This window comes from Thermoleptolyngbya sp. PKUAC-SCTB121 (genome assembly GCF_016919485.1).
Classification (GTDB): domain Bacteria; phylum Cyanobacteriota; class Cyanobacteriia; order Elainellales; family Elainellaceae; genus Thermoleptolyngbya; species Thermoleptolyngbya sichuanensis.
In genome coordinates this window covers 2,464,368-2,487,500 of sequence record NZ_CP070366.1, presented here as the reverse complement: position 1 = coordinate 2,487,500, position 23,133 = coordinate 2,464,368, and the positions used below count along the sequence as shown (strand labels likewise).

19 protein-coding genes (1 of these 19 cut by a window edge) are annotated in these 23,133 nt (G+C 54.9%); 11 read left to right on the top strand and 8 right to left on the bottom strand.

Annotated elements, in window-relative coordinates; genetic code table 11:
- From JTM80_RS10460 to JTM80_RS10430, 7 genes are all read left to right on the top strand, one after another.
- Nucleotides 1–651, top strand: partial view of an FtsX-like permease family protein gene (locus tag JTM80_RS10460; RefSeq protein ID WP_172358164.1) — the 3' portion only. The gene continues 588 nt to the left of window position 1, outside the view; the window shows 651 of its 1,239 coding nt (coding positions 589–1,239); its start codon lies off the left edge, out of view; its stop codon occupies nt 649–651.
- 832 nt (nt 652–1,483) lie between these two features.
- Nucleotides 1,484–2,122, top strand: coding sequence for an ABC transporter ATP-binding protein (locus JTM80_RS10455; RefSeq protein ID WP_225906851.1), 639 nt, complete (start codon nt 1,484–1,486; stop codon nt 2,120–2,122).
- Between the two features lie 798 nt (nt 2,123–2,920).
- On the top strand, nt 2,921–4,345 hold the full coding sequence (locus tag JTM80_RS10450; protein WP_205371138.1) for a PP2C family protein-serine/threonine phosphatase: 1,425 nt from the start codon (nt 2,921–2,923) through the stop codon (nt 4,343–4,345).
- A 57-nt stretch (nt 4,346–4,402) separates the two neighbouring features.
- On the top strand, nt 4,403–5,086 hold the full coding sequence (locus tag JTM80_RS10445; protein ID WP_172358167.1) for a Uma2 family endonuclease: 684 nt from the start codon (nt 4,403–4,405) through the stop codon (nt 5,084–5,086).
- 193 nt (nt 5,087–5,279) lie between these two features.
- On the top strand, nt 5,280–5,519 hold the full coding sequence (locus JTM80_RS10440) for a hypothetical protein (RefSeq protein ID WP_205371136.1): 240 nt from the start codon (nt 5,280–5,282) through the stop codon (nt 5,517–5,519).
- A 198-nt stretch (nt 5,520–5,717) separates the two neighbouring features.
- A complete protein-coding gene (gene argH / locus JTM80_RS10435) occupies nt 5,718–7,115 on the top strand; it encodes an argininosuccinate lyase (RefSeq protein WP_205371133.1) in 1,398 nt (465 codons plus the stop codon).
- A 19-nt stretch (nt 7,116–7,134) separates the two neighbouring features.
- Nucleotides 7,135–7,968 (top strand): ABC transporter permease, encoded by an 834-nt coding sequence (locus JTM80_RS10430; protein WP_290427089.1) that lies wholly within the window; start codon nt 7,135–7,137, stop codon nt 7,966–7,968.
- Nucleotides 7,969–8,323: 355 nt separating this feature from the next.
- Here the strand turns inward: JTM80_RS10430 and JTM80_RS10425 are convergent, their stop codons facing one another.
- From JTM80_RS10425 to cbiT, 5 genes are all read right to left on the bottom strand, one after another.
- Nucleotides 8,324–8,971: a class I SAM-dependent methyltransferase gene (locus tag JTM80_RS10425; protein WP_172358169.1), complete on the bottom strand. Its 648-nt coding sequence runs from the start codon at nt 8,969–8,971 to the stop codon at nt 8,324–8,326.
- A 181-nt stretch (nt 8,972–9,152) separates the two neighbouring features.
- Nucleotides 9,153–9,911: a 2-phosphosulfolactate phosphatase family protein gene (locus tag JTM80_RS10420; RefSeq protein ID WP_172358170.1), complete on the bottom strand. Its 759-nt coding sequence runs from the start codon at nt 9,909–9,911 to the stop codon at nt 9,153–9,155.
- Nucleotides 9,912–10,110: 199 nt separating this feature from the next.
- Nucleotides 10,111–11,061 (bottom strand): putative 2-dehydropantoate 2-reductase, encoded by a 951-nt coding sequence (locus JTM80_RS10415; protein ID WP_172358171.1) that lies wholly within the window; start codon nt 11,059–11,061, stop codon nt 10,111–10,113.
- A gap of 170 nt (nt 11,062–11,231) precedes the next feature.
- Complete coding sequence (locus tag JTM80_RS10410; protein ID WP_172358172.1) at nt 11,232–12,101, bottom strand: phosphatidate cytidylyltransferase; 870 nt, start codon at nt 12,099–12,101, stop codon at nt 11,232–11,234.
- A gap of 325 nt (nt 12,102–12,426) precedes the next feature.
- Nucleotides 12,427–13,029 (bottom strand): precorrin-6Y C5,15-methyltransferase subunit CbiT, encoded by a 603-nt coding sequence (gene cbiT / locus JTM80_RS10405; protein WP_172358173.1) that lies wholly within the window; start codon nt 13,027–13,029, stop codon nt 12,427–12,429.
- Nucleotides 13,030–13,709: 680 nt separating this feature from the next.
- On the opposite strand from cbiT, the gene glmM reads away from it, so the two are divergent.
- The 3 genes from glmM to JTM80_RS10390 all read left to right on the top strand — a co-directional run bounded on the left by glmM (nt 13,710) and on the right by JTM80_RS10390 (nt 17,791).
- Nucleotides 13,710–15,164: a phosphoglucosamine mutase gene (gene glmM, locus JTM80_RS10400; protein ID WP_205371131.1), complete on the top strand. Its 1,455-nt coding sequence runs from the start codon at nt 13,710–13,712 to the stop codon at nt 15,162–15,164.
- A gap of 425 nt (nt 15,165–15,589) precedes the next feature.
- The gene (locus tag JTM80_RS10395) at nt 15,590–16,822 is read left to right on the top strand and encodes a DUF445 domain-containing protein (RefSeq protein ID WP_172358175.1); all 1,233 of its coding nucleotides are present in this window, start codon (nt 15,590–15,592) and stop codon (nt 16,820–16,822) included.
- A gap of 414 nt (nt 16,823–17,236) precedes the next feature.
- Nucleotides 17,237–17,791 carry a hypothetical protein gene (locus JTM80_RS10390; protein ID WP_172358176.1) on the top strand — a complete coding sequence of 185 codons (555 nt, stop codon included), beginning with the start codon at nt 17,237–17,239 and terminating at the stop codon, nt 17,789–17,791.
- Nucleotides 17,792–18,707: 916 nt separating this feature from the next.
- Here the strand turns inward: JTM80_RS10390 and JTM80_RS10385 are convergent.
- Nucleotides 18,708–19,100: a hypothetical protein gene (locus JTM80_RS10385; RefSeq protein ID WP_172358177.1), complete on the bottom strand. Its 393-nt coding sequence runs from the start codon at nt 19,098–19,100 to the stop codon at nt 18,708–18,710.
- 385 nt (nt 19,101–19,485) lie between these two features.
- Here JTM80_RS10385 and JTM80_RS10380 point away from each other — a divergent pair, with 385 nt between their 5' ends.
- Complete coding sequence (locus JTM80_RS10380; protein WP_205371130.1) at nt 19,486–20,811, top strand: D-alanyl-D-alanine carboxypeptidase; 1,326 nt, start codon at nt 19,486–19,488, stop codon at nt 20,809–20,811.
- A 73-nt stretch (nt 20,812–20,884) separates the two neighbouring features.
- On the opposite strand, the gene lptC is transcribed toward JTM80_RS10380, so the two are convergent.
- Both lptC and JTM80_RS10370 read right to left on the bottom strand, forming a co-directional pair.
- Nucleotides 20,885–22,021 (bottom strand): LPS export ABC transporter periplasmic protein LptC, encoded by a 1,137-nt coding sequence (lptC, locus tag JTM80_RS10375; RefSeq protein ID WP_172358179.1) that lies wholly within the window; start codon nt 22,019–22,021, stop codon nt 20,885–20,887.
- Nucleotides 22,022–22,248: 227 nt separating this feature from the next.
- Complete coding sequence (locus JTM80_RS10370; protein ID WP_172358180.1) at nt 22,249–22,857, bottom strand: NYN domain-containing protein; 609 nt, start codon at nt 22,855–22,857, stop codon at nt 22,249–22,251.
- Between the last annotated feature and the right edge of the window lie 276 nt (nt 22,858–23,133).

Sequence of the window (23,133 nt, the reverse complement as noted above, 5' to 3'; positions counted from 1 at the left end):
GCTTATACGTCCACCACAAGCTGCCGCTTACAGGACGGTCAACTGATTTGCAGCAACCTGTTTGAGCGGACGATCAATCCCGATGCTGTGCCAGAACCTCGCCCCCTCTCTCCCACAGATGTCATTACCTACGTCTTAGTCAAAGCAGAACCCGGAACCGATCTGGAAGCGCTTAAGCGCCGATTAGAACAAGCCTTGCCCAATACCAAGGCTTATACCAAAGAAGAGATGTCTAATTTGACACAGAGGTATTGGGTGCAGCGCACGGGGATCGGCTTTGTATTAGGCTTAGGTGCTACTGTGGGTGTCATTGTGGGAATGGTAATTGTAGGACAAATTTTATACTCATCGGTCGCCGACCATATTCGAGAATTTGGCACGTTGAAAGCAATGGGCGCATCCGACTGGGTAATTTATCGCATCATCATCGAGCAAGCGCTATGGATGGCAATTTTGGGCTATATTCCCAGCGTGGCGCTGTGTCTAGGGTTAGGAGCCTGGACTTTTGCAACGCAGGGCATCACGATTCTGATTACACCAATGACCGCCATTGGCATTTTGGGCATTACGGTTGGAATGTGCGTTACTTCAGCACTGTTTGCAATTCAGAAAGTGACCCATGTTGACCCGGCTATTGTGTTCAAGGCTTAGAGGTTTGCAGTTTGGGAAGCTAGATGTGACATTTAAGCCCAGTCAAAACTTTATAAAAACGCAAATATTTTCGTGTCTAGGGTTACGGAGTGTGAGTAGAAAGGCTTATTACACTAGATAAAGGTTAAGAGCCGTTCATAGCAGGGATGATGATTTGCAACTCGAGTTGAAGTTTAAATAGGTTTAGATCTGCCCAAAGAGAGACGGATTCCGAATTTGAGGGTTTTGCACGTGAAGCATTGATTAGAACAGGTTTGAGGTCTTCGTATACAGAAAATGGGGGTTCGGTCAACCGGGTGAAGGCAACTTTTGGGCATTCAAACTATCGTGAAGTTATTGCGAGAAGTGAGAGACAAGTCTTAAGGGATGCAACCTGTGAACTAGTTTTGGAGTCTAGTGGGATAGCTTCTTTAGGATTTTAAGTTGATTAGAACTGTGGGCTAGCTTTTGACAATTTATTTTGACATCTGGATCTTGCCTTGATTTTGAAAACACCCGAATACCTGGTGTCAGGGTTGGATTGAAGTCACTGAGTGCCTCACAGTTCTATGGTTCAGTCGGGCACCTCGAAAAATTCAGATCCTCTTGAGAATGGCTATGAGAAAACAAGGGTTTCAGGCTCCTGAAATTCTCAATAAGGCAATTAATCGAGGTGCCCAGTCCTTAATCGATCTGTTGTTGTGGATCACGCTGCCGTTTACATCCTAAGTTCATGACTGTATCGCATCTGAATTTAGCTTCATCCCTCGTAGTGCCTTTGCCGTCTCAGTATTTGGCAGAGCGAGAGCTGACACCTGCTGTGTCGGAGGCGATCGCCACTCGCGGCGTAGAAATGGTGTACGGAGAAGGAGCCGAGCAGTTTCAAGCACTCAGTAACATTAACCTAGAAATTCCTGCAGGCAGCATCCAGCTCTTGATGGGGCCGTCCGGCTCTGGCAAAACGACGCTGCTCTCGATCCTGGCAGGCATCCTGACTCCTTCAGGCGGCAGTGTTCGTCTGCTAGGTCAGGAAATTACTGCAATGTCGCGATCGCAGCTTTCGCAATTTCGCCTGCAAAACATCGGTTTCATCTTTCAGGGCTTTAACCTGTTTCCAGCGCTGACGGCCCTAGAGAATATCGAACTGGCACTGGAGATGAAGGGCATTCGCGGCAAGGCGGCCCGCCATGAGGCATTGTCGCTGCTGGAAGCCGTAGGTCTGGGCAGTCGCGCCAAAAACCTGCCCAAGAACCTCTCTGGCGGACAGAAACAGCGAGTGGCGATCGCCCGCGCCCTGGCCGGAAACCCGCCGCTGATTATGGCAGACGAACCCACGGCAGCCCTCGACTCTACTAGCGGACACGCCGTGATCGATCTGCTCAGCACTCTCGCCAAAGAGCGGGGACGCACCGTTCTCATCGTGACGCACGATCCTCGAATTATGGACGTTGCTGACCGAGTGCTGTATCTGGAAGACGGACGACTGAAATAGCCGCCAAGAAATAGCCGCCAAGTTGCCATTCCAGGTCGCTATTATCAAAAGAGCTTGCCATTGAACATCATCTGGGGGCTATGGCTGGATGTGGAGCGGCTACGGCCGGGCTGGAGGGCGATCGCCCTGACTCGACTCCTTCCCAAGACTCATCACGAATAGGGTATCCAGCTTTCGCAAAACTTTACTTTGCGCCTAGCGAAGTTCTTCTACAATCCCCGTAACGGCTTTGGCGCTTTGCCCTGGCCCAGAATCCAATCATCTTCTTCAGACTCTTCAGCAGAGCGTTATCTTGATACGGGATTGCCAGAGCATGTCCTGTAGTAACCCTGTAGTCGATCCCTATTACGCAGGAGAGCGGCATAGCCGTCATCACTTTGCCACACACCTTGCTTGATCGGGTACCAAAATCGGGCATCAAATCTGAATCAGAACCAAGCCCAATCATCTCCGCACTCAGACCTTCTCCCAATCAATACGCTCCCAATCAATACGCTCCCAATCAATACAGCCTATTCAGTTCAATACAGCCTATTCAGTTTTGGCTCTGTCCGGCAAAACTGCCCATAGCCGCAAAATCGTCCTATACTCCGGTTAAGAAATCTTTCCTAAGTTGTTCTGCTGCTAATTCTGTGTACACTCGATAAAACCTAATCTCAAGTTCATTGCCTTCCGACTGTAATGCCCGACAAGCCCCTTGCAGGCAATTTCTACAAGCTAATTTTCGTATAAGGCAATTTTCACAGTCCCAACTCCCAGTCTTATCTGGTTTCTGCCAAGCCGCAAACTAAGCCTCGCATGACCACTGTTCCCGTTCCACGACAGCCTTCACAATCGCCTGATTTGCCTGGCGGCACGCCCGCGCCAGACATCACGCCTGTGTTTGCGCTGAAGGAGCTCGTGTCTCGGCTGAACCGGGAACATAACAAAGTCCAAGATTTGCTGAGTTCTCTGGGGTTTGCGCTGCGAAGCTTTACCAATCTCAATCAATTTTTAGAGCTAACCCCGCTGATTGCCAGTCGAGTGACCGATGCCGACGGGGGCGCACTGATTCTATTTCGCCCCAACGGGCAATTACGCCTTGAGCGAATTCACTGCCAGGATGGACACAATTGCCAGACCATTCGCAAGGCCTTGGAAACGGCGACGCTACAGCTTACGGCTTCGTCCCCCACTGCGGGAACTGCGCTGGTTCCATCAGCCGATTTGACGGCGGCCCTCGACTATCAGGTTAATCGCCACTTGGGCGCAGACGTGCAGATGTTTGGCACGGCAATTTTGTCTAAAAACGAGGAGCGGGGGCGGCTCTATGTCTTCAGCTATGACCCGAACTATGAGTGGACAGAGACGCGGCAGAAGCTGGTGAGGCTGGTGGCGGATCAGACTGCGGTGGCGATCGCCACAGACGAACTCACTGTCGAACTCCGCAAAAAAGAGCGCCTAGATCGAGAGCTAGAAATTGGCGAAGAAATCCAGCGGCAGCTTTTGCCCCGCCAGTGCCCCCAAATCGAAGGACTGGAATTGGCAGCCCGCTGCAAAAACGCCAACCGCGTCGGCGGCGACTATTACGACTTCATCCCGGTGAACTATGACCAGGTACGCGCCAGAAAGGGCACGCTGAGCAACTGCAACCGCTGGAGCATTACAATCGGCGACGTGATGGGCAAGGGCGTTCCGGCTGGGCTGATTATGACCATGCTGCGGGGAATGTTGCGGGCAGAAGTGCTGAACGGACACCAGCCCTCGCGGATTTTGCAGCACTTGAACCACGTCATGTACGCGGATTTAGAAAACTCTAACCGCTTTGTGACGCTGTTTTATTCCGAATACAACACTGAAACCCAGGTCTTGTCCTACAGCAACGCTGCCCACAACCCGCCGCTGCTGTGGCAAGCCGCGACAGGCAAAATCACCCGGCTAGACACGCTGGGAATGCTGATTGGGCTGGATATGGATACGCAGTATTTCGACGCGCAGGTGCAACTGGCTCCGGGTGATACAATCATTTACTTCACTGACGGATTTACTGATGCGGCTAGCCCGAATGGCGATCGCTACGATGAAGAAAACCTGGTGAAAGATGTCGAGTATGCTTGCCAAACCTACGGCAACCCGCAAGAAATTTTGGAATACCTGTTTGGGCAGGTGCAGCAGTTTGTCGGGGCGGGGCGCGACGCAACTGACGACATGACGTTAATTGTGATGCGAGTGAAGCCAAATTAGCGAGTTTCTTTGCTCAAGCTTCTGTCCTGTAAGGCGTTAGCCACAACTCCTGGGCAAATGGTGACCACTTCTCAGCAAGTTCTGACAATTCCTCCGCTGGAAAATGGCGATCGCCTCTCTCGTGCCGAGTTTGAACGGCGATATAAAGCGATGCCGGAGTTGAGGAAGGCCGAACTGGTGGAAGGAGTGGTCTATATGGCATCCCCGCCGCGAATCAAAAGTCACGGCGAACCGCACGGCAATGTGGTTACCTGGCTAGGAACCTACAAAGCCTTTACCCCAGGGTTAATCCTTGGCATTGAGCCGACCGTGCGCCTTGACCCCGATAATGAACCCCAACCCGACGCGGTGCTGTTTATTCCCGGACAGCGCGCCAATATTAGCCGGGATGACTATATCGAAGGTGCGCCAGACCTCATTGTCGAAATTGCTGCCAGCAGCGCCGCCCTTGACCTGCATGACAAAAAGCGGGTCTATCGCCGCAATCAGGTTCAGGAATACCTCGTCTGGTGCACGCTGGAAGGTCAGCTAGACTGGTTTGCGCTGGAGGCAGAGGAATATAGAGCGATCGCCCCCGACGAGGCGGGTATCATTCAAAGCCGGGTGTTTCCGGGTCTGTGGCTGGCGGCTGATGCGCTGCTGGCGGGCGATCTGCCGAAAGTCTTGTCCACTCTTCAGGCGGGACTGGCGATCGCCGCCCACCAAGCCTTTGTGCAACGCTTCTCTGCGTTATCTACCTGATTTTCCTAGGCATGGCGACGCGGCGCAAGCCTCATGCTCCAAACCTGCATCCCCGCAAGTCGGCTGGATCAAACGCTTGCAAATTACGGTATATTCCGTAGTATTTTATGGCTGCCGCAAATCAGCGGTCGCTTCAGGATCATTTCACGAGGCTTCAATCCCCATGATGTGGATCGATTTGGCGCATCACGCCTTGACGTGGGTTTCTAGTGCCCCTAGTTTTGCTGACCCTGCAAGCTGGAGCCTGGCTCCCGACGGGCTGCTGTGGCACTGGCACCTTGATTACCCAACGCTGGCACAACAGTTTGATACGGACGTATTTGCTGGGGTGCGGCGGGCAGCAGACAACTTTGTAAAGACTGGCCAGGTTTGGGCACTCCTGATTGGCATCGTCATTGGGTATCTGCTGCGCGGTTTTACAACCTATGGCTAGATTCATCAGTAGGCATTAAGCGGTTTTGGGTAGCGCAAACTACTCAGAATCGTCTCTTTTAATGCAGCAACGTCAGGCAGGAGTCGTCAAAACTGGCAGCAATAGCTAAGCCCAATAGCAAGGGCAGGCCCACCGCAAGGGTAATGGCTAAACCAATCGCTGAACATTTATCTGAGCATTTACTCTTAGGACAAGATTTTGGTCAATCCTTCTCCGCAGCAAACCTGGAGCCAGCGATTTGAGTCGGCTTTGCATCCGGCGATCGCCCGCTTTAACGCCAGCATCGGCTTCGACATCGAGCTAATCGAATATGACCTAACGGGTTCGCAAGCCCACGCCAAAATGCTGGCCCACACAGGCATTATCTCTCCCGAAGAGGGCGAACAGTTGGTGGCCGGGCTAGAGCAAATTCGCCAGGAATATCGATCGGGACAGTTTAACCCCGGCATCGACGCGGAGGACGTGCATTTTGCTGTGGAGCGACGGCTGACAGAAATCGTCGGCGATGTGGGCAAAAAGCTGCACACAGCGCGATCGCGCAATGACCAGGTAGGCACCGACACGCGGCTTTATCTGCGCGACCAAATTGGGCAAATCCGCCAGCAGTTGCGCCAGTTTCAGTCGGTGCTATTTGCTCTGGCAGAGCAGCACGTCGAAACGCTGATTCCCGGCTACACGCACCTGCAACGGGCGCAGCCGCTCAGTTTGGCGCACCACCTGCTGGCCTATTTCGACATGGCGCAGCGCGACTGGGAGCGGCTGGGCGATGTGTATCGCCGGGTTGACCTGCTGCCGCTGGGGTCTGGGGCGCTGGCAGGCACAACCTTTCCGATCGATCGCCACTATTCCGCCGAGCTACTGGGCTTTGGCGGCGTATATTCCAACAGCTTAGACGGGGTGAGCGATCGCGACTTCGCAATCGAGTTCCTCTGCGCCGCCAGCCTGATCATGGTTCACCTGTCGCGCCTGTCGGAGGAGGTGATCCTCTGGGCATCGGAGGAATTTAGCTTCGTAACGCTGAAAGATAGCTGTTCCACAGGGTCCAGCATCATGCCCCAAAAGAAAAATCCCGACGTGCCAGAACTGGTGCGCGGCAAAACCGGGCGCGTGTTTGGGCACTTGCAAGCCCTGTTGGTGCTGATGAAAGGATTGCCGCTGGCCTACAACAAAGACTTGCAGGAAGACAAGGAAGCTCTGTTCGACGCGGTAAAGACGGTGCGCGGCTGCTTGGAGGCTATGACCATCCTGCTGCAAGAGGGCATGGAGTTTCGCACCGAGCGGCTAAACAGCGCCGTTGCCGAAGACTTTTCCAACGCGACCGACGTGGCGGACTACCTCGCCGCCAAGGGCGTGCCTTTCCGCGAGGCATACAATCTGGTGGGCAAAGTTGTGAAAACCTCTCTGGCGGCAGGCAAACTGCTAAAAGACCTGACGCTAGAAGAGTGGCAGTCGCTGCATCCCGCCTTTGAGAATGACATCTACGAGGCGATCGCCCCTGCCCGCGTTGTCTCCGCCCGCAACAGCTACGGCGGCACAGGGTTTGACCAGGTTCGTCAGGCACTTGATCGGGCCCGCGCTCACCTCAGCGAACCTTAGCAACGAACCTTAGAAGCCTATGCCACAGCCTCCTGAAAGGCTTGCAAGAAGACGTGGACTGCTGCCCTATATCCGCCGTCATCTGCGCGTGCTGGGGCTATTCTGGGAAACGGCGATCGCTGCCGAGCTGGAATATCGGATTAACTTTGTGCTGGCCACGCTCAGCAGCTTGGGCAGTTTGGCAGGTAGCCTGTTCGGACTGTTTCTCTTTTACCGCACAGGCTACAGCTTTCAGGGATGGAGTTGGGAAGAGGCACTGGTCGTGCTGGCCATGTTCACGCTGCTCCAGGGCTTTTCCGCCACCTTCCTCTCGCCCAACCTCAGTCAGATTGTGAAACAGGTGCAGTTGGGCACACTGGATTTTGTTTTGCTAAAGCCCATCAGCGCCCAGTTCTGGCTGTCTACACGCACCGTGTCGCCTTGGGGCATCCCTGATCTGATGTTTGGGTTAATAATGCTGGGCTATGCCGGATCGCGGCTGGGGCTGCCCGTGGGGGTGTACGGCATTGGGGCGATCGCCCTTGCCCTGGGGCTGGTCACCCTCTACAGCCTGTGGTTCATCCTGGGAGCCACTAGCATCTGGTTCGTCAAGGTGTATAACGTGACGGAAGTGCTGCGGGGTCTGCTGGAGGCGGGGCGCTTTCCTACGGCTGCCTACCCCGCCGCCTATCGATTCTTCTTTACCTTCATCGTGCCCGTGGCGTTTCTCACCACGATTCCGGCAGAGGCGCTGCTGGGTCGCACTGCCTGGGGCTGGATTGGCGCGTCTGCTGGGCTGGCGATCGCCCTATTCCTGTTTGCCCAACAGTTCTGGCGCTTCGCCCTGCGGTTCTACACCAGCGCCTCCAGCTAGCCTGCAACGACCGGTGCAGTCCATAAAACACCCTCTAAAAGCGGAGCGTATCTGCAAGGTTTGCCTAAGGTTAGTCAGGGATCTTGCGGATCTCGTATTTGCTATGTATGTATCTTCGTCTTCGATCTGCGCTATCCCGGTCGGTATCTCAAGCGTATGTAAGCAAGAGTATGCAACTGTAACTAAGTGTACGTAACGTATATGGAACTTATGGAACCAAGTGTATGTAACGTGTATGTAACCAACTAACCATATGCTGGAGGGTCTGTAGCTCAGCCGTCCTGTTATTACTTCACATCAGGGTTCGGTTTTTACGCATACGCCAGCCAGCCCACAATCCAAAATCCAAAATCCTCTAGCTCACTCGCTCAGCCATCACCGCATAAAACGGATCGCCCCCGCCCATACCCAGCATTTGCAGAAACGGGGGCACTGACGGCTGACGAGCAATCGTCTCAATCTTGCCAAAGCCAGGAATCTGCTCGAAGTAGCGCTTTACCAGTTTTACCCGCTGCGGTTCCGATGCTTCTACCCACGCCTGAATTGCCTTCTGGAAAAACATCCGGTTAGAAAAGCTGACGATAGCAAGGCCACCGGGTTTCAGGATGCGATAGATTTCGGCAAACACGGCCTCCGGTCGCTGTAAATACTGCACCGACACCGTATTTAGCACCGCATCAAAGGACTGATCGGGCAGCGGCAAAAGCTGATTCTGGTTCAGATTCTGCACAAAGTAGTGATCAAGCCGGGGATTTCGCGCCAACTCCTCCGCGTTCATGCCGTGACCCTCCACATGGGCGAAGGTCATCTCCTCTGGCAAATGAGACACCCAGCTACTCATCATGTCCAGGATGCGAGTATCCGGCTTCAGCCGTTCCCGGTACAGATCGGTCAACTGCTGAATAAACCTGTCGTCTACATGGGTCACGAAACGCGGATAGTCATAGAACAGCGCATCGTCTGTTTCGTCAAGCTTGCGCCGCTGGGCAGGTTCCAGAATCATCGGGGGTATTGATATTAGACACCTCACCCTCCAGTATATTGCGAAATATTAAGCAGACGACGTGCTGCTGGAGTTGACTTGCACGCTATGCCCAATCCTCGATCACTGTGTCACCGCTGCGTCTCCCACTTCACCCCTGCATCACCCCTGCGTCCACCCCTGCCTCACCCCCAACGGTGAACTACCCCGCAACCCCAATCAAGCTTTCATGCTTCACCAATACTCCTGGCTCCCGCTGGATGGGTAGCACATTCAGCAGATCCGTTTGGGAGCAGTATTTCAAATCTTCGTGGCAGTGCAGGCGCAGCAGGCGTTTGCCGTGGGTGGCGTGGTGCAGGAGTTCCAGCAGACGATCTTGCCACTGGCTGTAGAGACTCACTGCGCTGATCAGTTCGTCGTTGCCCGCGAGGTCTTCTAGCGGAACGCCGAGTTCGACCTGCAATCGATGGGCAATCGCCCCCGCACAGACCGTATCCTCTAGTGAAAATGACCCTTCCCAGCCAGAGCCGACCAGCCACACGGTTTCGGGGCGGCGAGCCAGCAGATAATCTACAACAGCCTGACGGTTGACCAGTGCAGCGGCGATCACCGTTTCGGCAGACTGGATCGAGGTCAGCGCACGAGTGCCATTCGTGGTGCTGATGAACAGTCGTCGTCCCGTCACCACCTCTGGCGTGCAGTCCAGCGGCGAGTTGCCAAAGTCAAACCCTTCTACCTTTGCGCCGCCCCGTTCTCCCGCCCGAATCCGCTTCTCAGGGGCCCAAGATTCGCTCACCCGCATCAGCTCGTTGAGGTCGCTAAACACCTGAACCGCTTCGGCTCCAGCGTTGAGTGCGGTGGCCATGGTGCTGGTCGCCCGGAGTACGTCGATGGCGATCGCACAGTCAGGCGTTTTGCCGGAAGGAATCAGTTCCGGTGTGTGGAAAACGAACAGATTCACAGGTTGACCTTGTTAAGAAATACTGCCGACTAACATCTTACGTTGTCTTGTGTCGGCTATCTCAGGCAAAACCATGCAAGAAAACTTGCAGATAGATTAACTAATCTCTGAGCATGGCGCGGAAACTACGCACCCTTCGCCATGCCAGCAACCTCCCAAAGAGTATTAAACCACTTTCAGAGAATTCTCGATTGCTCCGCTACAAGCCCCGATTCTGCGCGTCTAGAAACCGCAGTTGTTGATATAGCGTTTGAATCTGAGGCAAGCGGGCCCCCACCGCCTGAGCCGCCCGCAGCGGATTGCCATACATTGCTTCTACTTCCAGCGGGCGCTTTTCGTCGTAGTCGATCTTCATGCTGGTGCGATAGGGCTTCATTTTTGCCGTGTGATCCAGCATGGTCTGTACGAATTCTGGGGCGATCGCCCGTCCCTGCGCCGCTGCCCCTTTCATCACTTCCTCCATCAGCGCCTCGGCGAGCGATCGCGCATCAGGGTTGGCCATCATGTCCTGCGTCGTCGCATTCAGCACCACGGATAGCCCGTTAAAGGGAATGTTCCACATCAGCTTTTTCCAGCGGGCCAGCACCAAATCCTCAGCCAGTTCAATGGGAATGTCTGCCCGCTCAAAGTCTGCCGCGATCCGCCGCATTCGGTCGGTAATGCCCACTGCCTCCCCCGCCGCGCTGTATTCACCCATCGAAATTTTTTTATAGTCCAGGTGGCGAATGCGCCCCGGCCCAACTTTGTTGGAACACAGGAAACACAGCCCACCCAGAACGCGCTCTGGGCCGGCGATCGCCGCTGCCTCAGCCTCTACCCCCAGCCCGTTTTGCAGCACCAGCACCACGCCATCATCCTTCACCACAGGCGGCAGCAGGTCTGGCAGCAGGTGATTTTGGGTCGTCTTCAGCGCCACAATTACGACATCGCAGCGCGGCATATCGGGCGATCGCCGATAGGCATTCACCTGCGGCAGCGCAAAATCCCCATCCGGCGACTCAATCACCAGCCCTTGCCGCTGCACCAGGTCAAAGTCGCTCCGCAATAAGTAGTGAACCTCTAGCCCTGCTTTTTGCAAACACGCGCCATAGTAGCCGCCCAGCGCCCCCGTGCCCAAGACGGCGTAGGTCAATCCTGAAGCCGTATCCATGCTGCTGTCCTCTTTGCCCGCAAGTTTGCCCGCAAGTAAAGTCTACACAAATAGGACTTACGCACTTGCGATTAGGTTTTCTGGGTTTTGGACGATTTCTCGCGGGCTGCGCCCACGAGAAATCGTCCAACTGCATAACTCCTAACAAAGACAAACATAGGATTTCTGTCCTACGCGGGCAGCAGCGGCAGCAGGAGCGTCACGAAATAGTAAACCAGTGGCGCAGTGAACACATAGCTATCGGCGCGATCGAGGATACCACCATGCCCCGGAATGAGTTGCCCAGAATCCTTTACGCCCGCGTCGCGCTTCATCATCGATTCCGTCAGGTCACCCAGCAGGCTGGCAATGCCAATGATTAGTCCTAGCGCCATACCCGTCAGCGGAAAGCCCGGCCACCGCAGCAGCCAAGATCCGATCGTCCCGACCGCGACGCTGCCCAACACCCCCAGCACTGCCCCTTCTACCGTTTTCTTGGGACTAATAGCAGACAGGCGCGTTTTGCCAAACAGCTTGCCAAATACATAGGCCCCAATATCCGCAGCCCAGATACAGCCAAAGGCGATGAGCATCGTCGTCAGCCCTGGCGGTAGGGCTTGCCAATCGTCCCAGGAGAGGGGCAAAAAGCCATTTAGCGGTAGGTTGCTGACTTCTGCCTGGCCGAGCGATCGCAGCCTCACCCAATAGCTCGGCAGATAGCCGCCGTAGAATAGCCCCAAAATGGAGGCAGAAATGTCGGCGATCGTCGCCAGTTTGGGCTGAAACAGCAGGTAAAAGCAAATGCAGGTTCCAGCGACGGGCACCACCGCATCAGCCAGCGTGGGGGAGAGCGTAGCCGTTACCAGAATCAGCTGGCTGACGGCTAGCGTCGTCTTGGCAGCCGGAGCCATGCCCTTGGCGCGGCAAAGCTGGAAATACTCTAATTGCCCCAAATACACCATCAGCGCAACGCCCAGGGTGAAATACCACCCGCCCAAACACACCATTCCCAAGGCAAGAATGATGGCGATGATAGCGCTGAGAACTCGGGGCGATGCCATAGAAAATTAAGAGATGGAGCAATCAATCCGCAATAAAGAAACCGTAAAGAAGGACTTAAGCAGAGGTTAAAGACTACTTTGGCACACTTTTGCGTGCATCCTTCATAAACACACCCGTCTGCGGTCTTATCTATGGGTTTCGTTTACATATTGTAAGGGCGCTCTCAGCGGAGCGCGTGTTGCTAAAACGGTAGAAGGAAGAGGGAAGAACGAAGAACGAAAAGGGAAGAGGGAAGAACGAAGAGGGAAGAACGAAGAGGGAAGAGGGAAAACTTGGTAGAGTGTGGGTTGCTAGAACGGCAGAAGCAACTGGGGGGAGATTTGGTCATTCTCCTTTTTCGCCGCTGACGATAAACATGGGGTCAAGCGCTGCAAACACCTGATGAATGCCGCGATTTTCCAGGCGGTTGATCACCGACTGCACTACTTCCACATTGCGAACCTGGAGGCTGGCGAGACATTCTGAGATGGCATAGAGCGTTTCGAGGTTAGTGGCGATCGCCACGATGCGTCCCCCCGGCAGCAAATAGCTCCACGCCGCCTGCAAAATCGCCTTCACCGATCGCCCCCCCTCCACACACACGCAGTCCGGCGCATCCGCTAGCTCGCTCAGGCACTCTGGGGCGCTGCCCTCCACCACTTCCACTGTTTTTACGCCAAAGCGATCGCAGTTGCGGCGAATCAGGCTGGCCACTTCCGCGTCGCGCTCGATGGCATAAACCTTTCCCAAAGGACACCGCAGCCCCACTTCTACCGGAATCGTGCCCGTGCCCGCGCCAATATCCCACAACACTGCGTCCGGACGCAGCCGCAGTTGCGACAGCAGCAGCACCCGAATTTCGCGCTTGGTCAGGGGAATTCCGGGCAACTGCTCAAAGCGGTCGTCGGGAATGCCAGAGGTGACATAGGGCCAAAGTGGAGAAGCCATGCAGACTAGAGCCTCGCGCTGAATCGGGAACTATGGGTGAAACCTGGCCCACGGGCGATCGCCTTTGGCCTTATCTTAAACAGCCCTATCCTAAACAGCCCTATCTTAAACAGCCCTGCCCAAATCTGAAACTGCTCAGGACTTACGCACTGGCAATCAGCTTTCTGGGTTTTGGACGATTTTTCGCGGGCTGCGCCTGCGAGAAATCGTCCAACTGCGTAAGTTCTAGCTGCCACAATCCGCCACAACCCGCCATCAGACCGGTTCAAAAGGGCAATCCGCCAGAAGTTCTTGATCGAAACCCGTAAGTCTGACCTATAACAGGGGCCAGGGCGCGGAGAATCGTGGAGAAACAGAGGACAGGGAGCGAAAAAAATCCCTTCAACCCTTTGGGACTCCTCTCCCAAAACCCTCCGGACACCCCCAACCCGCCCCCGCAAAGTACTACACGCCCCCGCTCGAAAAATCTCAGGACTTACGCACTTGCGATATGTTTTCTGGGTTTTGGACGATTTCTCGCGGGCTGCGCCCCTGAGAAATCGTCTAACTGCGTAAGTCCTAGATCTGTCTTCAGAGTCATCAACCTATCGAAACATCTGTCAATAGGTATTTAATCTTCTTAACCAACAAAGTGCTATTCTCCTCATGTGTGTGGAGTGATTTTTCTGGAGTGCTAGGTTATGGTCGTTTCTCCTGTATGGTCGGGGTCGTCTCGCCTTGCGGATTGCGTTCCGGCAAGCGGACGGGCGGTTGATGAGCTTTGGAGTCCGCTGTCGCTACCGGCGGGCAAGCTGTTTGGCACAGACGGAATTCGTGGACGGGCGGGAGATTTGCTGACGGCTCCATTGGCGTTTCAGGTTGGCTACCGAGCAGGGCAAGTGCTGAAAACGTCCGAGGCGGGCCCGATGATTTTGGGACAAGATTCGCGCAACTCTAGCGATATGCTGTCGGCGGCGCTGTCGGCGGGGCTGGCTTCCGCAGGGCTGGAGGTGTGGAACCTGGGCCTGTGCCCGACTCCGGCGGTAGCCTACCTGGCCAACAAACTGGGCGCGGCGGGCGGCGTGATGATTTCCGCCAGCCACAACCCGCCAGAAGACAACGGCATCAAGTTTTTTAGCAGCCAGGGGGCAAAGCTGGCCCCAGAATTGCAAGCCCAAATCGAAGCAGCGCTGCGATCGCCCCTGGAAAGCGCCCCCGCTCTGACGAATACGGGCCTGTGCTGCGATCGCCCGGAACTGCTGCAAGACTACGTTGCGTCGCTGCATCAGCCCTTCCAGCCCCAAGTCAGCCTCGCAGGGCTAAAAATTGTGCTGGATCTGGCCTGGGGCGCAGCGGCAAACCTGGGTGAACGGGTCTTCCGCGAAATGGGCGCTGAGGTAATTTGCCTGCACGACGCACCCGATGGCGATCGCATCAATGTCAACTGCGGTTCCACCCATCTGGCTTCTCTCAAGGCTGCGGTTCTAGAGCATCAGGCCGACATGGGGTTTGCCTTTGATGGCGATGCCGACCGGATGATGGCCGTAGACAGCCAGGGGCGCGTCATTGATGGCGATTACGTCCTGTATCTCTGGGGTAACACGCTGCGTCAGGCAGGACAACTGCCCAACGACACGCTGATTTCCACCGTGATGGCAAATCTCGGCTTTGAGCGGGCCTGGGAAGCGCAGGGCGGAACCCTGGTGAGAACTGCCGTGGGCGACCAGTATGTTCACGCCGAAATGGTGAAGCGGGGCGCAAAGCTGGGCGGCGAACAGTCGGGCCACATCCTCTGCCCGCATTACGCGGTGTCCGGCGACGGGATGCTGACGGCGCTGCACCTGGCGGCCCTGGTCAAGCAGTCTGGGGTGTCTCTGGCCGACCTGCGCGATCAGAGCTTCCAGACCTATCCCCAACTGTTGCGGAACGTGCGCGTGGAAGACCGCGATCGCCGCCTGAACTGGCACACCTGCGAACCCCTGCAACGAGCGATCGCCCAGGCAGAATCCGACATGGGCGATCGCGGCCGCATCCTCGTCCGCGCATCGGGCACCGAACCTGTCATTCGCGTCATGGTAGAAGCCGCCCACGCTGATCTGGTAGACCACTGGACAACGCACCTCGTCTCCGTAGTCGAAACACACTTAGCGGGCTAATTTGGGATCAGGAGACAAGTTCCAGGAAACAAGAAGTTAGGGCACAAATGTCTTAGGGCGCAGATGTTTCAGGGCACAGATATGATTGTGGGGCGGCAGCGCTGCTCCACAACAAGGCCCTAAGAGGGTGTTTGAAAAGGTATCGCCTGTAATGTTAAGCACTCAGAGAGCCCCCCTTAGCCCCCCTTAACAAGGGGAGAAACCGCCTGAAAGTCCCCCTTTTTAAGGGGGATTTAGGGGGATCTTGCACGCTTTGCTACAAACAGTAGGACTTTTCAAACATCCTCTAAGCAACATAGGCTACAAACTCAAGGGCTTGAAACCCAGCCCTCGCCTGCTGCCCTCCCAAAACCTGGCACCTGATCCCTAGAAAGCGGTATGGTCGAAATGGGCAGACCACTCCTCATCCTGCCACGCCGCATCCGTTGAACCTCCAGTCTCTCATCATTCTTGTTGCACCCCCCATTCTTGGCGGGATCATTGGCTATTTCACCAATGACATCGCCATCAAAATGCTCTTTCGCCCCTACAAGCCGATTCACCTTGGCGGACGGCGACTGCCTTTTACGCCGGGGCTAATTCCAGCAAACCAAGAGCGACTAGCCCAGCGTATTTCTAACGCCATTCTCGGATCGCTGCTGACCCCAGAAGAACTGCAAAACATTGCCCGACGGCTCTTGCAGCCGGAGCGTGTGCAGGCGGCAATTCAGTGGCTCCTCTCGCTCACCCTGACCCAGATTCAGCAGGGCAACGAGCAGCGCACGGTCAAAATTGTCTCCAACATTCTGCACGATCTGGTAGGACAGTCGTTGCCCCGCACAATCAAGGTGCTGGCGCGGCGCGAAGATTTTCTAGAAGCCCAGCTCAATCAGCTATTTGACCAAGTATTGCTGGAGTTTCAGTTTTCTCAGTCGCAGGCCGAGCAGCTTTCCAAATGGATGCTGGATGCAGTGCTGCCCCCAGACGTGCTGCGTCAGGGCGCGATCGACTTCCTCACCGATCGCAACATTCAGGTCATCGACGAAAGCTTTCGGTCAAAAACCAGCGGCACCTACTGGGTCGTGGCAAACCTGTTTGGCGTGCGAAATGCACTGGTGCGGCTGCGAACCCACTGTCTAGACGAACCCGATGCCAGCAACGCCGTAATCAAGGAACTCATCCGCACGCTAAATATTCAGGATCGGCTGCGGGAAGTGCTGCAAAATCTGTCGCTGCAAAACCTGCCCGTGTCTACAGTGCGACAATTGCGCCGGACGCTGCGCGACAACTTTCGCCACTATTTGCAAACCCAGGGCGAAGAGTTGCTGATGGGGCTGAGCAATTCGGTCGATTGGGACAAGGTGGCAGGATTGCTGGTGAACCGACTGCGGGCCTCGGAAGCGGTGAATAGTTCGCTGGAGCCTGTCAGCAAGGAACTGGCTCTGGTCTTGGAACGCTATCTGGAGCGGGATCTAGAGGCGATCGTAAAACAGGCGATTCCCATCTTGAACCTGGAGCAGGTCATCATGGATCGCGTCAAAGCGACCTCGCCGCAAAACCTGGAAGCCGCCATCCAGGGCATCGTGAAAAGTGAACTCCAGGGCATCGTGAACCTGGGCGGCATTTTGGGTGTGGTTGTGGGGCTGATGCAGACGGTGTTTGTGCTGCTGACGCGCTAGCCAGGAACAAATCGGGAAGCTTTTCGGGAATCCATTTATCCAGTTCAGAACAGTCTTCAGGATAGTCCTGAGGACAGACATGCACCACCAAATTACATTCCTCAGGACTGTCTAGTGGACAAATTAATGGACAAATTAATGGACAAATTAATGGACAAATTAATGGACAAATTAATGGACAAAGTTTGACATAGCTTTGGCCCGCTTCACGCACGACTTCAGGATCAGGTTCTAGACCTTTGGAATTCTTGACTCACCTGAATTACGCTGAAATTACGCTGATTATTTCGCCTTTTGCTCCCGGCCCTGTCCCTCTGTCCTTTGCCATAGCAGACTTTCTTTAGGACTTTTCACAGGACGGAATCATACGCGATACTGAGAGGATAGTCTTCAGGACTGTCCAGAGGAACGCAGATGAACGGCGGCGAAATCGACCGAATCCCGGTCAATCAATTGATGCAGCGATATGGACTGGTCAAAAGCGCTGTCTATAAACGGCTGAACGATCTGGGCATTGACCCTCAAAAGGTCGGCAACAAGTCCTTTGTCAATGCAGAACAGTTGCGCCTACTCGACGACTTGCACCAGTTCATCAAATCTGGCGGCACGATGCCTGAATTTCTGGAAAGCCGGGGCATTCAGCCTGCACAAAACTCTTCTTCTGGAGATTCCTCAGGACTGTCCAATATACAGCCTGATGTGATTAATTTAGTGTCGGCGATCGCCGCCCAGTTTGCCAACCGCCTCCAACCTCCCCAAGACCCCCTCGCCTATTACCAAAAGCTGGAAGACGCAGCGCGAAACGGCTGGCTGATGCGAACCTCCGAGATCGCCGATCTACTGGATTTGTCAATTTCGGAAATGCAGTACTATGGCGATCGCTTTTCAGAAGCCGGATTTACGTTTACCAAGTCGGGATATCGAGCAGGTGGAGAAACCGCCTGGAAAGTCTCGAAAGAGCGGAGTTGAGTACGGCTAGCGAAATTGGACAGAAATTAGACAGCTATATGACTGCTAATATGCTGTGTGACAGCCAATATGAAAGTCATCAGGCCCCTTTGCGTCATACGTAGAAGCCTGTAAAATAGAAAAGCCAGCGGTTAAGCTGGCTAGATTTCACGTATTCGATACACTCGATTCTTTCGATTGTTCGTTCTTTCTTTTTCTTAGGTGATGTTAGTGTTCGCACTGGCATCACCTTAGTTTTTGGCACAGCTTTGGGCTGAGGTTTGACCAAGGTGATGGGCTATCAGTTGCTCTGGCATTTGTCCGCCAGCGGAAGCTCGACCCACCAGTGGGGGCTAGTCTTCCTGAACCCTTTAGCCTTTTCTGTCACAGAACTTACACGCTTGCGATAAGTTTCTGCGTTTTGGAGGATTTCTCGCGGGCTGCGCCTGCAAGAGATCGCCCAACTGCGTAAGTCCTGCTGTCAATTAAAACTATAACATGTCCTGAGGACAGTCCTGAGGACTTTTGAGGCTTTCCTAAAAACTTTCCTAAAGACTTTCCTCAGGATTTTCCTCATAGGCTCGCCACAGCTTTGTCCTCAGGAGAGTCCTGAGAACTGTCCTTAGGAATATACAGATAGTAAACGCCTGCTGAAAGATTTCCCACAGTTCAGTTCTCAAGATGGTTCTTAGGAAAGTCCCCAAGACAACAGGACTTCCCTGAAATCGTTTCGGAGCGCTTTTCTAAAAATTTTCCTGGGAAGCTCAATGGCAAGATTGTTTGCAGGACAGTCCTGAGAACATAGTGGTATTTCTAGACGTTATGCCGCAAACTTTTCTACGAAGCTTCCCAGCAAATCTTGGCAATGATTTGTCCTCAGAAAAGTCTTGAGGATAGTCCTCAGGACTGCTTTGCGATTATTCTGTGGAGACGCAGGCTAACTGCCTTGCTGACGAAGCCGCTCTAGCTCTGCCCGCATCGCAGAAATTTGCTCTGTCAGGTCTTTCAAGTCTGCCTGAATATCAGGCGGGGCCACGGGCACACCGCCAGTCGAGGCGGTTGGGCCGCTGGAGGAGCCAGCAGGGCCACTCCAGGAAGCCCCTGCTGGACGCTGCGCCATCAGGTTATCTAAAAAGGCACGGGCCTCTTGCTCCGTCACTTCGCCTTTGGCAGCCAGATCGTCGGCCAGCCCGCTGGGGTCAGTCCGCAGCCGCGCCAGGGTTTCTTCGCGCCGCTGGCTGTCTTGAATCGTTTCGGCCAGCGTGCTGGCGGCTCCCAAGGTGACGCGAAAGCCTTTTTGTATCCCTTGCAAAATTTCGTCGGGGTTCATGAGTTCAGTTCCGAGTTTTAGTCAATAATCCGGCATCGGCCCGGCTTCACTCACGTTACAACACCTGCCTGAAATCGCCAAATGAGTTGCCGACAGAACTCGCTGCGAGAAATCATTCCAAGCTTAAAAAGCTTGTCGCAAGCGCATCAGTCTTACCCAATTAGCCTTGCCCAAGTTGTGATGAATTGAATTGCACTCGATTCGGATTGCTTAAGATACTAAAGAGTGCCGCCAGAAGTGGCATTCAACCATAGTTCACGAATGCGATTTACGGGAGTAGGCTGTGCGGGTCAGCATTCTGCGAGAGCGTCTGCAAAATCGTCAAAACCACTGTTCGGGTAGGCTGCGATCTGGCCGACAGAAGGCTCGATATGGCGCTAGATGGATGTCGGCACTGCTGGGCTGTTTGAGTGTTGGACTGTTTCCTATGGAACTGTTGGCAGCGGAGCAAGAAACTGCTGAGCCGATGCAAGTGGTAGATTGGGCGGGCTGGAAAGACAGCAGTTGGCTGGAGGCGCTGGTGCAGCCGCAGCTTGTGCAAGATCCAACGGCGATCGCCGCCCTTCGTCAACACTTGCTGGCCCTGGAGGCGATGGGAATGCCCGCCAGCGCTCAGGGGATATGGGTGCAGTCGGGCAGCCAAATTTTGAGTGAACACAAAGGTCTGGAGCCGATTCCAGCGGCCTCGCTGACCAAAATTCCGACCACGCTGGCAGCGCTTAAAACCTGGGGTACGTCGCATACGTTCAATACCACTGTGGGCGTGACGGGGCCCATCAAAAATGGCGTGGTGCGCGGCGATCTGGTGATTCAGGGCGGCGGCGATCCGCTGTTTGTCTGGGAGGAGGCGATCGCCCTGGGAAATGCCTTAGAACAGCGGGGCATCCGGCGGGTAGAGGGCAATCTGGTGATCGCGGGCAACTTTGCCATGAACTTCAAAGGCGATCCCCAAACGGCCGGGGCACTCCTGCGACAGGGGATCAACGCTGACCTGTGGACAGGCGAAGCGCAGACCCAATACACCCAGCTTCCGCCCGGTACGCCCCAGCCCCGCGTGGCGATCGCGGGTGAAGTGGTTAGCCTAGCCCAGCCGCCTGTCTTTACGCCCGTGCTGCAACGCCGCTCCCTCAGCCTGGTGCAGGTATTGAAGGCAATGAATATTTTCAGCAACAACTTCATTGCCGACTCAGTGGCGCAACAGCTTGGCGGTGGCTCGGCGGTGGCTCGAACAGCAGCAGCGGCGGCAAACATACCCGCTGAAGAAGTCCGGCTGATCAACGGCTCCGGGCTGGGCGAAGAAAACCAGATTTCTCCCCGCGCTGTGGTGGCGATGCTGACGGCAACCCAGCGATCGCTCCAGGCGGAGGGACTCAGCGTGTCTGACCTGTTTCCCGTCGTCGGGCGCGAACGGGGAACCCTAGGCGATCGCCGCATTACGGCCGGCACGCCGGTCAAAACAGGTACGCTCGATCGGGTCAGTTCGCTGGCGGGGGCCCTACCGACGCGCGATCGCGGCGTAGTGTGGTTTGCCATTATCGACATTGGCACAGCCGACCTGGGCAGCGTCCGCGCCGAGCAAGACCGCCTCTTGCAAGCCCTCGTCAGCCAGTGGGGAGAAGCAACCCCCGTTCCCGCAGAAATTCAGCCGAGCGATCGCCTGCCCATCTATCAACAGCAGCTTGGCGACCCAGCACGAAACGTACCGCTATAGGCCGCCTATTGAGAGAAGAAGTTTCGTTTTTTGCTCTTCGTTCTTCCCTCTTTCTTCCCGCCTTCCCTCCACCTCAAAGCCCTTCAGGAATAATCTCCGTCACTACGCGCCCGCCACTAACGGTCACAGTCTGCCGCTCTAGCTTGCCGACAGCACGGGGGCCTCGCATGGTGACGGGTGGATCGGTCTGGCGATAGTCCACATCCCCCTCGGCAACGACCTCACGGCTGCGGATATTCCAGTCCAGTCGGTTGGCATTGAGTTGCGCCTGGTTGCGCTGCCCCACGGCGCGGACGTTCCCCGTGAGCGTTGCCGTTTGCGGGCCCAGGTTAAACCGTCCGGCATTTGCGGCTAAGGTCACTTGCTCCTGCCGCTGAATCACCGTCACAGGCTGGTCGGTACTCAGCACCTCCTGCGGCACATTCCACACTAGGGAATTGCTGCTAATTTGCAGCGGCGGGTTGCTGGTGACAATGCGGGCGCTGTTGGTCAGGGTCAGCACGTTGGTTTGCAGGTTCAGATTGCCCTGGTTGCCCTGGGCCACATCGCTCACCTGCTGGTTCAAGAACCGGGTCACTTGCAGCGGGCGATCGCTCACCACCTGTTCTCGCTGCATCAGCCACACGAGCCGCTCTGCCTTCAGTTGCAGGACGGGATCAGTCGTCGTCGCAGTGACCTGCCCGCTCAGTTCCATGCGGCGTTCTTTGTTGAAAATTTGCGCCTGGTCTGCGGCGATCTGAATCTGCGGGTGGGTTCCCGTCAGGTCTTTGCGAAGAATCAACAGACTGCGATTCGGAATCCACTCCAGTTCCTGCGCCTTCAGCACCGCCTTGCTTTCTAGGTCAATTGCCTCGATGTCGCCCCGCAGGAAAATCTTCTCGCCATTTTGCAGAATTTCACCCGACTGCGCCCTTACCTGATAGGCCGCTTTTCCATCTTGATAGAGTTCGCCTTCGGGCAGGGTCAATCTGGCGATTTGCTTATCTTCGCTATAGGTCGCCTGCTTAGCCGTAATGCGCCAGACCGTTTTGCCCTGTTCATCTGCCTGATCCAGCGTAATGTTGTTGAAGGTCAGGTTGGTATCAATTTGCTGAACCGCAGCGCTATCCCGCGCCAGCCGCTCCGAGGCACGGTTTCTAGGCTGGCAAGCCGTCAACCCGACCATCAACCCTGCGGTCAGCAAAGCCCAGATAGAGATAAAACGAGGCATCAAAGTCACCCAATCTTTACCCAACTCGAAGCATGAGGGGCGATCGCCCAGCCAGGAGTACCGCTTCAGGGTTCTGAATCTGTCCCAGCCTCTACCTTAGACGACGGACGGCCGCTGTTGCTCCTGCGGGTAGACAGATTTTGCGCGATCCGCTGGTTCAATCTCCACCATTCACCAGGGTTGCTGACAAACCCCTAGCTGCATTCAAACGTCTATTCTGACTCTTGCTATTCTGACTCTTGCTCATCCGACAGCCCAATACCCGACAGCGGACGATAGGTGTAGTTGTGTCGGGGCGTTTTCTGGATGTCTTCTTTAATAGAATCCAGGTCGATGTAGCGATCGGCTACGTTAATCAGGCTATCGCTGGTCATTGAGCGCAGGCTGACCACCTCCACCCGCACGCCCCGATAGCTCACCGCATCTACGGCATAGGCCAGGTCGCCATCCCCGCTCACCAGCACCGCCGTATCATAGGCCCCCACCAGCGCCATCATATCTACGGCAATTTCCACGTCCAAATTGGCTTTTTTGGAACCATCCGGCAGTTGCACCAGGTCTTTGGAAATCACGCGATAGCCATTGCGCCGCATCCACAGTAAAAAGCCCTGCTGCTTCTCGTTGGTGCGGTCTACGCCAGTGTAGAAGAACGACCGCAGCAGCCGTGAGCCAGATGTAAGGCGGCAGAGCAGCTTAGTATAGTCAATTTCAATGCCGAGTTGTAGCGCGGCATAAAACAGGTTAGACCCGTCGATAAAAATGGCCACACGGCCGCGATTTTCTAGCACCTGCTCTGGAGTAAACACTGCATCGCTCTCTGTATGGTGGCTTAGCATCACATTTAGCCTCTTAAAATTATCTGTGTATTTTTTCCAAGGGATGTATTTTCAAAGGTTCCGAAGGGTTTATTAAACGATTTATCCTTAGAAACAAAAAGAAAAGACAGTCTTTGAACGGTCAATTGAAACGGTCAGTTGAAAAGTAAACAAAAACAAAGCGCAACGTCAATCAAAATTGCATCGGACAAGATTTGAATTTGAATCAGTTTAAATCGGGCAGTTTGAATCGAGCAGTTTGAGTCGAGCAATTTGAATTGGGCAGATCGAACCGGA